Genomic DNA, 12,700 nt, shown 5'->3' with positions numbered 1-12,700 from the left:
CAAAACCGGCGCAGCTCATAGCTGCGGCGGTTTTGTGTTGAAGGGGGGGGGGCCGATCCCGCAGAACATTATGACGCCCGGTTACCGGAGCCTCCGTCTGGCATCCGCTTGACGCTGCCCGAAGCCCTGTCACAGTAGCGGCGGCAGTCGACGTTGGGAGGCGGGGCATGGATATCGAGACGCTCTTTGGCTTGGAGGGAAAGACCGCGTTGATCACCGGCGGGGCCACGGGCATCGGGCGGATGGCGGCCGAGGCTTTGGTGCGGGCCGGGGCGCGGGTCATGCTGGCCAGCCGGAACGGAGAGGCCTGCGCAGCGGTGGCGGCTGAGCTGAATGCGCTTGGCGCGCGGGGCAGCGCCGAGGGTTTCGCGGGCGATGTGGGGACGGAGGTTGGCGTGGATGCGCTCGTGGCCGCGGTTCAGGCGCGCAGCGATCGGCTGCATATCTTGATGAACAATGCGGGTGTGACATGGGGGGCGCCCCTAGGGCAGTTCCCTTACCGGACTTGGGATAAGGTCATGGGCGTGAATGTCGCCGGGCTTTTCGATCTTACACAAAAGCTGCTGCCGCATCTCAGCGCCGGGGCCACGGCGGATGATCCCGCGCGGGTCGTCAATGTCGGGTCGGTCATGGGCGAGCGCGAGATGGGCGACGGCGCCTATAGCTATGCCGCCTCCAAGGCGGCGGTCATTCACCTGAGCAAAATCCTCGCCAAGGAATTGGCCGGGGAGGGGATCACCGTGAACGCATTGGCGCCGGGGCCCTTCGTCTCGCGCATGACGGCATTTGCCACGGGCGATGAAAAGACGCGGGCCGCGGTGGGGCAGGATGTCCCGCTTGGCCGTGTTGGACGGGATGAAGATATCGCAGGTTGCATGCTGTTTCTCTGCGGACGCGGCGGCGCCTATGTCACCGGGGCCGTGATCCCGGTCAGCGGCGGCATCAATGTGATGTCGGGACCGAATATTTTTGAGAAGGCATTGTGATGCCAAACGATACACCCCGAACGGAGACCCCCTATGCGTGACGACAGCCATCTACCCCAAGCCCTGCGCGGTCTGCGCCTGCCGCTGGTCGCGTCGCCGATGTTCATTCTATCGGGGCCGGAGCTTGTCATCGCGCAGTGCAAGGCGGGGATCGTCGGGTCTTTCCCGGCGCTGAATGCGCGGGAGGCGGAGGGCGAGCCGCCCTTGCTGGATGCTTGGCTGACCCAGATCACCGAAGCCTTGGACAAACACAATCAAGAGAACCCCGACCGGCCCGCGGCCCCTTTCGCAGTGAACCAGATCGTGCATCGCTCAAACGCGCGGTTGGAGCGCGATCTGGAGATATGCGTCAAACATAAGGTGCCGATCTGGATCACCTCGCTTGGCGCGCGGGTTGAGGTGAACGAGGCCGCGCATTCCTGTGGCGGGGTGACGCTGCATGATGTCATCAATAACCGGTTTGCGCGCAAGGCGATCGAGAAGGGCGCGGATGGGCTGATTGCCGTGGCGGCGGGGGCCGGGGGCCATGCGGGGCCGCAATCGCCCTTCGCGCTGATCCGCGAAATCCGTGAGTGGTTCGACGGGCCGCTTCTGCTTTCCGGGGCCTTGGCCACGGGCGAGGGGCTGTTGGCGGCCCGCGCCATGGGGGCCGATCTGGGCTATATGGGCTCGGCCTTCATCGCCACGCGAGAGGCGAATGCGGTGCCGGGCTACAAGGATATGATCGTCTCGGGCGCGGCGGATGACATCGTGACCTCGTCGCTCTTCACCGGGGTGTCGGGCAACTATCTGCGCCCGTCGATCGAGGCGGCGGGGCTGGACCCGGACAATCTGCCATCGGCGGATGCTTCTTCGATGAACTTTGGTTCGGGCTCGTCCAAGCCTAAGGCGTGGAAAGAAATTTGGGGCGCGGGGCAGGGGATTGGTGCCGTCAAAGAGATTGGTGGCGCGGGGGACTTGGTGGACCGTATCGAGGCGGAGTATCGCGCGGCGGGCGCAAGGTTGGCAGCGGAGTTCGCACAGTGAGCATGGATACCCAAACCCTAGACGAAGACGCCGTTTGCCGCTGGTTGGAGGCGAACCTGCCGGGCTTTGCCGGGCCGTTGGAGGTCACGAAGTTTCAGGCGGGGCAATCTAACCCGACATTCCTGCTTTCGACCCCGGCACATGACTATGTGCTGCGCCGCAAACCGCCGGGGACACTGTTGAAATCCGCCCATGCGGTGGATCGGGAGTATCGGGTGCAGCAGGCTTTGGCGGGCAGTCAGGTGCCGGTCGCGCGGATGCATCTGCTTTGCGAGGATGAGAGCGTCATCGGCTCGATGTTCTATGTCATGGACCATGTGCCGGGGCGCAACTTCAATGACCCCACGCTGCCAGAGCTGACCCCGGCAGAGCGTGGCGCGGTCATGGATGAGATGAATGGCGTGCTGGCCGCGCTGCATGAGGTCGAAATTGACGCGGTGGGCCTCTCCGATTACGGCCCGCCGGGCAACTATTTCGAGCGGCAGGTGGCGCGCTGGTCGAAACAATACCGCGCGTCGGAGACCGAGCCGCAGCCGGATATGGATAGGCTGATGCAGCGCCTCAGCGCAGAGCTGCCCGAGGACGACGGGCAGCGGACGTTGGTGCATGGCGATTACCGGATCGACAATATGATCTTCGACACCCATGGCACCGCCTGCCGTGCGGTTTTGGATTGGGAACTGTCGACCATCGGCCATCCCTTTGCCGATCTCGCCGCCGTCATTATGCAGTGGCAGATGCCCGTGGGGGCCGAGGGGCGCGGCTTGGCCGGGGTGGACCGCAGGGCGCTTGGCCTGCCCAGCGATGCCGAATTCATCGCCGCCTATTGCCGCAGGCGCGGGCTGAAGGGCATCGACAACTTCGGCTATTACCTTGCCTTTTGCTTCTTCCGCATGGCGGCGATCATCCAAGGTGTGTTGAAACGCGCCTTGGAGGGCAATGCCTCGAACCCCGAATATGGATTGAGATTAGGGCAATATGTCCCGGTTTTTGCGCGCCATGGGCTGGAAGCGCTGGACCGCGACCGCTGAGCGGGCGGCGCGGCGTTTGGCGCTTGAGCTTTGCGGTGAAAACCTGTTGCTAGGGCCGGAACACCCCGGCCCGAAAGGATGACCCATGACCAATGCTGCGCGGCAATTGCTTGATCTGTTGGATATCGAACAGCTTGAGGTCGATCTGTTCCGGGGCACGGGTGCCGGGGGGGAGACCTCGATGCGTATCTTCGGCGGTCACGTCATCGCGCAGGCGCTGATGGCGGCTTACCGGACGGTGCCGGACCGGGCGTGTCATTCGCTTCATGCCTATTTCATCCGGCCCGGGGATCCGAAAATTCCAGTGATCTATCAGGTCGACCGCGCCCGCGATGGGGGCAGTTTCACGACCCGCCGGGTGGTGGCGATCCAGCATGGCAAGCAGATCCTGAACCTCTCCGCCTCTTTTCAGGTCGAAGAGGAGGGGTTTGATTGGCAGCATGAGATGCCGCAGGTCTCGGCTCCGGAAAACTGGCCGGACCGGCCCGAACTGCGCGAGGCTTTTGCCGAAAAATTGCCCGAGAAATACCGTGGGGACTTCCTGCGCGAGCGCCCCATTGAGATCCGCGAGGTCGAGCCGCGCGATTTCCTGACGCCGGAAAAGGTCAGCGACCGCAACTATCTGTGGTTTCGCATGGGGGCCGCCGAAGGGCAGAATCCGGTGATGCAGCACGCTCTGCTTGCCTATGCCTCGGACATGAACCTGCTCGGCTCCTCCCTGCGGCCCCATGGGCTGACGTGGTTTCAGGGCAAGGTGATGACGGCGAGCCTTGACCACGCCATGTGGTTTCACGCGCCGATCCGCTTTGACGAATGGCACCTCTATGCGCTCGACGCGCCGTTCACCGGCGGGGCGCGGGGGTTCAACCGTGGGATGATCTACAATCAAAACGGGCAATTGGTGGCCAGCGTGGCGCAGGAGGGGCTGCTGCGCCCGATTCGGTCCAAGGGTGAGAGCTAAGGGCCGCTAGCTGTCTTTCGCCGCCCCAAAGCGCCGGTTCAGCTTGCGCATCCCGCCGATCCAACGGTCATAATCCTGCGCCTTGCCTCGCATATAGTCGCGCACCTGCGGATGCGGCAGCACCAGAAAGACCTCATCGCGGATCGCTTGCACGCAGGCCTCGGCCACCGGCTCAGGCTCCAACATGCCGTCAATCGCGGCGACATGATCTTTTAGCCCGCGCATCATCTCGGTCCGGACCGCCTGCGGGCAAAGCACGGAGACCTTGATGCCGTCGTCGCCATAGCTCATCGCCAACCATTCGGCGAGGCCGACGGCGGCGTGTTTCGTTACCCCATAGGGCGCAGCGCCCACCTGATTGAGCAGCCCCGCCGCCGAGGCGGTGTTGAGCAGATAGCCACCCCCGCGCGCCCGCATCAGCGGCACCAGATGCCGTGCTGCGCGCACATGGCTCATCACGTTGATCTCCCAAATGCGTTGCCACTCGGCATCCGGCACCTCGACGCCGCCTTCGACCGAGATACCGGCGTTGGAGCAAAAAAGATCAATCGGCCCGATGTCACGCTCGACTCTGTCGATCAGCGCGGCGATCTCCGCCTCCCGCGCGACATCGACGGGGAAGGCCGTGCCGCCGACCTCAGCCGCTGTCGCCTCGGCCCCCGCGCTGTCGATGTCTACGCAGACGATATGCGCAGGCGCTTCCTCGGCAAAGCGTAGCGCCAAGGCCCGCCCGATGCCGCTGGCGGCCCCGGTGATGACGATGACGCGGCCCGCGAGCTCCATATCAGCTGTCGCTGCCAGAGCCGCGCGCGTTCGACGCCTGAAACGCCTTCACCTCGGCCCGGGCGATCACCTGATGGTGCACCTCATCCGGCCCATCGGCAAAGCGCAGCGCGCGCTGCCACGTGTACATGCCCGAAAGCGGGCTCCACTGGCTCATCCCCGTCGCCCCATGCACCTGCATGGAGGCATCAATGATCTCGCAAGCCTTTTCCGGCACCAGCGCCTTGATCATGCTGACCCAGATGCGCGCCTCTTTATTGCCCAAGACATCCATCGCCTTGGCCGCTTTCAGCACCATCAGGCGCATGGCTTCGATGTCGATCCGCGCGCGGCTGATCGTTTCCATGTTCTTGCCGAGGTCGATGATTTTCTTGCCAAAAGCCTCGCGCCCCAGCCCGCGTTCGATCATCAGGTCCAGCGCTTTTTCCGCCGCCCCGATAGAGCGCATGCAGTGGTGAATCCGCCCCGGTCCCAAGCGCACCTGACTGATCTCGAACCCACGGCCTTCGCCCCAGAGCACGTTTTCGCGCGGCACGCGCACATCGGTGAAGCGGATATGCATATGCCCATGCGGCGCGTCGTCATGGCCAAAGACATGCATCGGGCCGAGGATCTCCACCCCCGGCGTGTCCATCGGCACGAGGATCTGGCTCTGCTGGCGGAACGTCTCGGCCTCGGGCGAGGTTTTCACCATGACAATCATGATCTTGCAGCGCGGATCGCCCGCGCCCGAGATGTAGAATTTCTCGCCGTTGATCACCCAATCGTCGCCATCCAGCACAGCGCTTGTCGAGATATTGCGCGCATCCGAAGAGGCGACATCAGGCTCCGTCATGGCAAAGGCCGAGCGGATTTCGCCCGCCAGCAGCGGTTTCAGCCAGCGCTCTTTCTGCTCGGGCGTGCCGATGCGTTCCAGCACCTCCATATTGCCGGTATCCGGGGCAGAGCAGTTCAGGCTTTCGGGCGCCAGTGGGCTCTTGCCCAATTCGGCAGCGATATAGGCGTAATCGAGGTTCGCCAGCCCTTCACCGGTTTCGGCATTGGGCAGGAAGAAGTTCCACAGCCCAGCCTCTCGGGCCTTCTGTTTGGCGCCATCCAGCAGTTCCAACTGGCCGGGTGCATAAGACCAGCGGTCGGCGCGGCCTTCGCCAAGGCGAAAGAACTCTTCGGTGATCGGATCGACATTCTCACGGATGTGCTTGATGACCGCCGCCAGCAGCGGCTTGGCCTTCTCCGACATTTCGAGATTGTTCATGTCCAAGGTCTGATCGATCATCCTATGCTCCCGGTGATGATGGTTCGCAGTGCCGCCCGGTTCCTCCACAGGCGGCCCTTTCGGGGGAGCCTATGCAATCCCCGCGGCCTTGCCAATCGCGGGCAGGGGGCGGCAGGCTTGACGCCACGTCATTCGGTCGTTGAAACCCGCGCGCAGGCGCTTAAGTTCTGCCTATGACAGATGCATTGATCAAAGACGTTCTCACCCGCACCCGCCGCATCGCGGTGGTCGGTGTTTCCCCCAATCCCGCGCGGCCCAGCCACTATGTGGCTGAATACCTTGCGCAAAAAGGGTATGACGTGGTGCCGGTCAACCCCCTGCACGCGGGCAAGGAAGTCTTTGGCAAGACCATCGTCGCCACTCTGGCAGAGATCGACCCGCCGGTGCAAATGGTCGATATTTTCCGCCGGTCCGAGGACGTGCCCCCCGTCGTTGATGAGGCGTTAGAGGCCTTCCCCGAGCTTGAGACCATCTGGATGCAAATGGGCATCACCAATGCCGAAGCGGCGGCCAAGGCCGAAGCGCGCGGCGTGGATGTGATCCAAGACCGCTGCCCCAAGGTGGAAATTCCGCGCCTGCTCGGCTGATTATTTCCGCGCGGCCTTTTCGGCGATGCCGGAGGTCGATTGCCGCCGGGCCAACTCATCCAGCACATCGCTCAGCGGCACATCCCGTGCCGCCAGCATAACGAGCAGGTGATAGAGCACATCCGCAGCTTCCGAGGTCAGTGCCTTGCGGTCATCCTTCACCGCCTCGATAATCGCCTCGATGGCCTCTTCGCCAAATTTCTCGGCGCATTTCTCTGGCCCTTTGGCCAGCAGTTGCGCGGTCCAACTGCTTGATGGATCAGCGCTTTTGCGGCTCAGAATGGTGGCGTAAAGGTCATCAAGCGTCATGAAAGCCTCATTGGAATGCCAGCGGCGGCCATATGCTGTTTGGCCTCTTGCACGGTATATTCGCCAAAGTGAAAGATTGAGGCGGCCAACACCGCCGAGGCACCCCCTTCGATCACCCCATCGACAAGATGATCCAAATTACCGACCCCACCGGAGGCGATCACCGGCACCGATACGGCATCGGAAATGGCGCGGGTCAGCGGCAGGTTGAACCCCTGTTTGGTGCCATCACGGTCCATCGAGGTCAGCAGAATTTCCCCCGCGCCATTGGCGGCGACGGCGCGGGCGAATTCAACGGCGTCGATGCCCGTGGGCTTGCGCCCCCCATGGGTGAAAATCTCCCATTTGCCGGGGCTTACGGTCTTGGCGTCAATCGCGCAGACGATGCACTGGCTGCCGAAATGATCCGCCGCTTCGGCGATCACATCGGGGTTTGCCACAGCGGCGGAGTTGAAACTGACCTTGTCGGCCCCCGCCAGCAGCAAGGCGCGCACATCCGCCACGGTCCGCACGCCGCCGCCGACGGTCAGCGGGATATAGCAATGCTCAGCGGTGCGGGTGACCAGATCGAACATCGTGCCGCGGTTCTCATGGGTGGCGTGGATGTCGAGAAAACAAAGCTCATCCGCCCCCGCCGCATCATAGGCAATCGCGGCATCCACCGGGTCGCCCGCATCCCGAAGGCCGACGAAGTTCACACCCTTCACCACGCGGCCATCGGCCACGTCGAGACAGGGGATGATGCGGGTCTTCAGCATGGCTCAGCCCTTCAACATCTTCATGGCGTCGGTCAGATCAATCGCGCCATCATAAAGCGCACGCCCCGAGATCGCGCCCTCGATGACGCCCGTATCCCGCAGCGCGGCGAGGTCTTCGAGTGACGAGACGCCGCCCGAGGCAATCACCGGGATCGAAACGGCCCGCGCCAGATCGGCTGTCGACGACACATTCGGCCCGCCCATCGCACCATCGCGCATGATGTCGGTGTAGATGATCGCGGCCACACCCGCGTCCTCAAATGATTTCGCGAGGTCGGTGGCCGTCACATCGGTCTCGGTCGCCCAACCCTTGGTCGCGACCTTGCCGTTCCGCGCGTCGATTCCTACCGCTACCTGCCCGGGAAAGGCGCGCGCCGCCTCGCGGACCAGTTCGGGGTTCTCAACCGCCACGGTGCCCAGAATGACCCGCGCAAGCCCCTTATCCAGCCAGCTCTCGATCGTTGCCATATCGCGAATGCCACCGCCCAATTGCGCAGGCACCTTGCAGGCTTTCAAAATCGCCTCCACCGGCGCGGCGTTCACCGGGGCCCCGGCAAAAGCGCCATTAAGGTCAACGAGATGGAGCCAATCACAGCCCGCTTCGACAAAGCTAAGCGCCTGTGCGGCAGGATCGTCATTGAAGACGGTGGCGCGCTCCATGTCGCCATGTACAAGGCGCACGGCCTGACCGTCTTTGAGATCGATAGCGGGGTAAAGGATCATGGCCGGGCCCTTGTTAGAGAAGTCGCTTTCCTTTTGCACGTCGCCAGGGATTTTGCAACGCGACCCTAGGTCAGTCTTGCCCGATTGAAAGTTGTGGCTAACACTAATGCCAGATCGGGAGGAGAGATCATGAAACAGCTTATTGCAGCGGCCCTTCTGGGCCTTGGCCTGACCGGCGCCGCCCATGCCGCGGATCCGGCAGTCGGTACGTGGAAAACCCAAGTGGATGACGGCGCCTATGCCCATGTGAAAATGGCCCCCTGCGGCGGGGCAATCTGCGGCACCATCGCGCGCACCTTCAACGGCAGCGGCGAATATAAATCCCCGAATATCGGCAAAACGCTCGTCATCGACATGAAACCTGAAGGCGGCGGCAAATACGCTGGTAAGGTCTGGCGCCCGTCCAACGGCAAAATCTACATTGGGAAGATGAACGTCTCGGGGAACTCGCTGAAACTCTCGGGCTGCGTCGCGGGCGGGCTGATCTGCTCGAAACAGACTTGGGCGCGCATCAAGTAAGGTCCGCGCATCTTTGCCAAGGTTAGAAGGCGCGAGGCATGTCCATCGCGCCTTCTTTACGTTTTGCATAAGGACAGCGCAGCGCAGAGGTATTTGTAAAAGGATGAAGATGGAGAGAGTCTTTCTTCATCTTCATCCTTTCTTAAATACCTTCCGACGTTTCAACAGGTGCGGCGCGGGTTAAGGCGCCCAGGTCAGGAAATTCGAGATCAGCCGCAGGCCGGTGGATTGGCTTTTCTCTGGGTGAAACTGCATGCCCAGCATCGTATCGCGGCCGATGATCGCCGTGACCTCGCCGCCGTAGTCGACATGGGCCAGACGTTCGGCGGGGGTGGCGACGGCCATGTGATAGCTGTGCACGAAATAGGTGTGATCGCCGGTTTGCAACCCGTCGAAGACCGCGTGGTTGTGGTCAATCACGAGGTCGTTCCAGCCCATATGGGGGACTTTAAGATTCGGGTCTTTCGGGGTGATTTGGGTCACCTCGCCGCCGATCCAGCCCAGCCCGGGGGTATCTTGGTATTCGCGGCCCATGCTGGCCATTAGCTGCATGCCGACGCAGATGCCGAGGAAGGGGCGGCCCTTTTCCTCGACCGCCTCGACCATCGCGTCATAGAGGCCGCCAGCCCCTTTCAGGGCGGCCATACAGGCCGGGAAGGCGCCATCGCCGGGCAAGACCAGACGGTCGGCGCGGGCCACGACCTCGGCATCCGAGGTCACCGTGACCTCGCCTGCGTCATGCTCGCGGGCCATACGCTCGAAGGCTTTATGGGCGGAGTGCAGGTTGCCGGATTCGTAGTCGATGATTGCTGTCAGCATTGGTTTACAAGGCACCCTTGGTGGAGGGGATGGCGTCTGCTTTGCGTGGGTCGGTCTCGACCGCTTCGCGGAGGGCGCGGGCGACGGATTTGAAGGCCGCTTCGGCGATGTGGTGGCTGTTGAACCCGTGCAGCGCGTCGACATGCAGGGTGATGCCGCCGTGGGTGCTGAGCGCTTGGAAGAACTCGCGGACCAGTTCGGTGTCGAACTTGCCGATGCTGCTGGTGGGGAAATCAACGTTCCAGATCAGAAAGGGCCGCGCGGAGAGGTCGAGCGCGCAGCGGATCTGTGCGTCGTCCATCGCCAGCAGGCAAGAGCCGTAGCGGCGGATGCCGCGTTTGTCGCCGAGCGCTTGGGTCAGTGCCTGGCCCAGCGTGATGCCCACGTCTTCGACAGTGTGGTGATCGTCGATGTGCAGATCGCCCTTGGCGCGCACCTTGATGTCGATCAGCGAATGGCGCGACAGTTGGTCGAGCATATGGTCAAAGAAGCCGACGCCGGTTTCATTGTCATAGCTGCCGGTGCCGTCGAGGTTGATCTCGACCGTGATGTCGGTTTCGGCAGTGGTGCGGGTCAGGGTGCTGCGGCGCATGGGGCATCTCCGAAGGCAATTGCTGCGCCCTTATAACAGGGCCTGCCGCCGCGCCAAGCCCAAGCGGTGAAACGCCTTTAGGCAGGGATAGCGCGATCGGGGATTGCGGGGGCAGGGCCCATATGTCAGCTTGAACCAAATCCCAGAAAGAGGCGCGACATGACCACCTGCGTATTCATCCAGATCCGCTGCCGACCGGGCACGACCTATCGTGTGGCCGAAGAGATCGCCCTGCGCGAAATCCATTCCGAACTTTATTCCACCTCCGGTGAATATGACCTGTTGATGAAGCTGTATATTCCCAAGGGGGAGGATGTGGGCGTCTATATCAATGACAATCTGTTGGACATCGAAGGCATCGAGCGGTCTTTGACCACGATGACCTTCAAGGTCTTTTGAGGTGGCGCGCCGGTTCGTTCTGACAGCAGCCGTCTGTTCCGTTTTGTCGATCTCTTCGCTCGTGGTCTCTTCTGGCGCGGCTGAGGCGGGCACGCGGGTCTATGAGGGGCGCGAAGCCGCGGCGCTGCGCTGCGCCAATACGCTGGCGCTGACGGCTGTGGCATTATCCGCGGCGGAACTGATTGGCGAGGGGGAGAAGAATGTGATGCTGGGCGTGACCGTGCGCATTCTCGACCGGCATGTGGAGGGGACTTGGACGCAGAAACGCGCCGCGATGGAGGTGATGCGCGACCGGCGCAGCGTGCCCGACACGCTTGAGGATTACCGCCGCATCGCTGAGCGCTGTTTGGTGCAATTCCCCATCAACTGAATGCGAAAACCCGCCCATGAGGCGGGTTTTCCTAAGGCGATTGCTCTGCCTTCAATGGGCGGCAGAGACAGAGGGTTTCTCGGTCGGGGGGGTGTCGAGCTTGACCTTCTGCCGCATCGCCACGCGGCGGATGGCGCGGTCGAATGTCTTTCTAACACGCTGAGTGCGGCTGGCATTGGGCTGGATCGGGCCTCCGACGGAGAGCATCACCGTCATCGGGCTGTTGTCGTCGTGGCGCAGGTCCATGCCGTCGAGCTCCCCTTGGATGAGCACCTCGATCTCGGGCCAAGCGGGCAGGCTGTCACCTGTCACGATGCATAGAAGCGTGCCGGATCCGTTATGGGTCATCAGCAGCTGTGGGCAATCGACCACGCGCGCAATGGCCTCGGCCGCAGCGGCGATGGCGCGGGCGAATTCGGCGGTGTTGCAGGTCGCGTAAAGCTCATCGATATGTTCGATCTTGGCCGCGAAGACCTGACAGATATCAAGGTGTTGGCGTGAAAGCTGCGACAGGTAATTGCCCAAAGAGAAGGGCAGCACCAATTGATCGACCCCATTGATATGCACCGGATCGGCCAGCGCGAAGTCGTGGACACCGGGCTCGCCCACGTCCTTCAAATGCTGCGGATCAAGGCGCGGGGCGCGTTGGGTGTTCTCCAGCATCCGCTCGGCGATATGCACGCGGGTTGCGATGTCTTTCACGTCGAAAGGCTTGGTCACATAGTCGTTGGCCCCGGCGGCGAAAGCGCTTTCGATCGCGGTCGCGTCGGCGCGCGAGGTCACCATCAGGATCGGCGTGTCTTGATAGGATTCCAGCGTACGAATGCGGCGGCATAGGGTGATGCCGTCCATCTCGGGCATCTCGATGTCCAAGAGCAGGCAGTCGAAATGTTCTTTGTCGGTTTCAAGCAGTTCCAGAGCGGCAGCGCCCGATGCGGCCAGTGTCAAATGCGGATAATCAGCTTCGCGGAAAACAACGGGCAACAATTCGCGGATAAATGGGTCATCGTCGACAGCAAGAATTTTCATTTTTGGCACCTCTTTCGTGGGGCAGACGGGCAGTCCGGGTGTCTTTATAATCTGTTCACATCTAGTCCTATAAACCCGGCGAAATTGTGACATTGCTGCATCAATAGCTTGTGCCGCCGTATGAATTATTAACCATATTTTGCAGCCCCGCGAAACCATTGAATTGACAGGCAGAGGGCGCCGCCGCCCCTTATTTTCCCGCATTGCGGGAGGCTATTGCGTGGAAACTGTGCAGGCTTTTGGGCGCGATTGAGCGTTTTTCCCTGCGAAATCTGGGCGGGAATTTGCGGATTCTTTGATCTGGCAGGGTGGCACCGCGCCTCGCCGCGAGAATGGCTAGCCGGGGGGGCTTTCTCAGCGGTGGTGCGTATCGGCCCGTTGTTGCGCGCTCCACGACGGCACGACCTCGGGAAGGGGACCGGCTAGTCGCGCTTACCCCCCGTGATGTTTCGGCGGAATTCTTGTCGCTCCCGCCGGGAATGGTGGCGATGTATTCGGGATGTTTGCCCGGCCTCGGATTGCTTGAGGCCGG

General features: G+C 62.3%; 16 protein-coding genes. 8 read left to right on the top strand and 8 right to left on the bottom strand.

Annotation, left to right across the window (positions count from 1 at the left end):
- Window positions 1-167: 167 nt before the first annotated feature.
- The 4 genes from ACGYK7_RS11580 to ACGYK7_RS11565 all read left to right on the top strand — a co-directional run bounded on the left by ACGYK7_RS11580 (window position 168) and on the right by ACGYK7_RS11565 (window position 4,004).
- Window positions 168-986: an SDR family oxidoreductase gene (locus ACGYK7_RS11580; RefSeq protein WP_394402397.1), complete on the top strand. Its 819-nt coding sequence runs from the start codon at window positions 168-170 to the stop codon at window positions 984-986.
- A gap of 33 nt (window positions 987-1,019) precedes the next feature.
- A complete protein-coding gene (locus tag ACGYK7_RS11575) occupies window positions 1,020-2,012 on the top strand; it encodes an NAD(P)H-dependent flavin oxidoreductase (protein ID WP_394402395.1) in 993 nt (330 codons plus the stop codon).
- Window positions 2,009-3,043, top strand: coding sequence for a phosphotransferase family protein (locus ACGYK7_RS11570; protein ID WP_394402392.1), 1,035 nt, complete (start codon window positions 2,009-2,011; stop codon window positions 3,041-3,043). Before ACGYK7_RS11575 ends, ACGYK7_RS11570 begins: the two co-directional genes overlap by 4 nt.
- A gap of 85 nt (window positions 3,044-3,128) precedes the next feature.
- Complete coding sequence (locus ACGYK7_RS11565) at window positions 3,129-4,004, top strand: acyl-CoA thioesterase (protein WP_394402389.1); 876 nt, start codon at window positions 3,129-3,131, stop codon at window positions 4,002-4,004.
- 6 nt (window positions 4,005-4,010) lie between these two features.
- On the opposite strand, the gene ACGYK7_RS11560 is transcribed toward ACGYK7_RS11565, so the two are convergent.
- Both ACGYK7_RS11560 and ACGYK7_RS11555 read right to left on the bottom strand, forming a co-directional pair.
- Window positions 4,011-4,787 carry an SDR family oxidoreductase gene (locus ACGYK7_RS11560; RefSeq protein WP_394402386.1) on the bottom strand — a complete coding sequence of 259 codons (777 nt, stop codon included), beginning with the start codon at window positions 4,785-4,787 and terminating at the stop codon, window positions 4,011-4,013.
- A gap of 1 nt (window position 4,788) precedes the next feature.
- Window positions 4,789-6,063: an acyl-CoA dehydrogenase family protein gene (locus ACGYK7_RS11555; protein ID WP_394402383.1), complete on the bottom strand. Its 1,275-nt coding sequence runs from the start codon at window positions 6,061-6,063 to the stop codon at window positions 4,789-4,791.
- A gap of 173 nt (window positions 6,064-6,236) precedes the next feature.
- Between ACGYK7_RS11555 and ACGYK7_RS11550 the strand changes: the two genes are divergently transcribed.
- Window positions 6,237-6,650, top strand: a complete 414-nt coding sequence (locus ACGYK7_RS11550; RefSeq protein WP_394402380.1) for a CoA-binding protein — start codon at window positions 6,237-6,239, stop codon at window positions 6,648-6,650.
- Here ACGYK7_RS11550 and ACGYK7_RS11545 read toward each other — a convergent pair whose 3' ends face one another.
- The 3 genes from ACGYK7_RS11545 to hisA are packed head-to-tail and all read right to left on the bottom strand — an operon-like array spanning window position 6,651 to window position 8,440.
- Window positions 6,651-6,959 (bottom strand): phosphoribosyl-ATP diphosphatase, encoded by a 309-nt coding sequence (locus tag ACGYK7_RS11545; protein ID WP_322329355.1) that lies wholly within the window; start codon window positions 6,957-6,959, stop codon window positions 6,651-6,653. It abuts the gene before it with no gap.
- On the bottom strand, window positions 6,956-7,717 hold the full coding sequence (gene hisF, locus ACGYK7_RS11540) for an imidazole glycerol phosphate synthase subunit HisF (RefSeq protein ID WP_394402378.1): 762 nt from the start codon (window positions 7,715-7,717) through the stop codon (window positions 6,956-6,958). The genes ACGYK7_RS11545 and hisF overlap by 4 nt, the downstream gene beginning before the upstream one ends.
- 3 nt (window positions 7,718-7,720) lie before the next feature.
- Entirely contained in the window at window positions 7,721-8,440 is a 720-nt protein-coding gene (hisA, locus tag ACGYK7_RS11535; protein ID WP_394402376.1) for a 1-(5-phosphoribosyl)-5-[(5-phosphoribosylamino)methylideneamino]imidazole-4-carboxamide isomerase, read from the bottom strand.
- Between the two features lie 129 nt (window positions 8,441-8,569).
- Between hisA and ACGYK7_RS11530 the strand changes: the two genes are divergently transcribed.
- Entirely contained in the window at window positions 8,570-8,959 is a 390-nt protein-coding gene (locus tag ACGYK7_RS11530) for a DUF2147 domain-containing protein (RefSeq protein WP_394402373.1), read from the top strand.
- Window positions 8,960-9,139: 180 nt separating this feature from the next.
- Here the strand turns inward: ACGYK7_RS11530 and hisH are convergent, their stop codons facing one another.
- A complete protein-coding gene (hisH, locus tag ACGYK7_RS11525; RefSeq protein WP_394402371.1) occupies window positions 9,140-9,778 on the bottom strand; it encodes an imidazole glycerol phosphate synthase subunit HisH in 639 nt (212 codons plus the stop codon).
- A gap of 4 nt (window positions 9,779-9,782) precedes the next feature.
- The gene (gene hisB, locus ACGYK7_RS11520; RefSeq protein WP_067265185.1) at window positions 9,783-10,370 is read right to left on the bottom strand and encodes an imidazoleglycerol-phosphate dehydratase HisB; all 588 of its coding nucleotides are present in this window, start codon (window positions 10,368-10,370) and stop codon (window positions 9,783-9,785) included.
- Window positions 10,371-10,529: 159 nt separating this feature from the next.
- On the opposite strand from hisB, the gene ACGYK7_RS11515 reads away from it, so the two are divergent.
- On the top strand, window positions 10,530-10,769 hold the full coding sequence (locus ACGYK7_RS11515) for an Lrp/AsnC family transcriptional regulator (RefSeq protein WP_007120503.1): 240 nt from the start codon (window positions 10,530-10,532) through the stop codon (window positions 10,767-10,769).
- A gap of 1 nt (window position 10,770) precedes the next feature.
- Entirely contained in the window at window positions 10,771-11,139 is a 369-nt protein-coding gene (locus ACGYK7_RS11510) for a hypothetical protein (RefSeq protein ID WP_394402369.1), read from the top strand.
- Between the two features lie 51 nt (window positions 11,140-11,190).
- Here the strand turns inward: ACGYK7_RS11510 and ACGYK7_RS11505 are convergent, their stop codons facing one another.
- Window positions 11,191-12,168 carry a PleD family two-component system response regulator gene (locus ACGYK7_RS11505; RefSeq protein WP_394402366.1) on the bottom strand — a complete coding sequence of 326 codons (978 nt, stop codon included), beginning with the start codon at window positions 12,166-12,168 and terminating at the stop codon, window positions 11,191-11,193.
- Window positions 12,169-12,700: the final 532 nt, after the last annotated feature.

It is taken from the genome of Sulfitobacter sp. 1A15299, from assembly GCF_043556915.1.
Classification (GTDB): domain Bacteria; phylum Pseudomonadota; class Alphaproteobacteria; order Rhodobacterales; family Rhodobacteraceae; genus Sulfitobacter.
The sequence above is the reverse complement of the archived record's forward strand: the minus strand, read 5'-3'. Positions and strand labels throughout refer to the sequence as shown.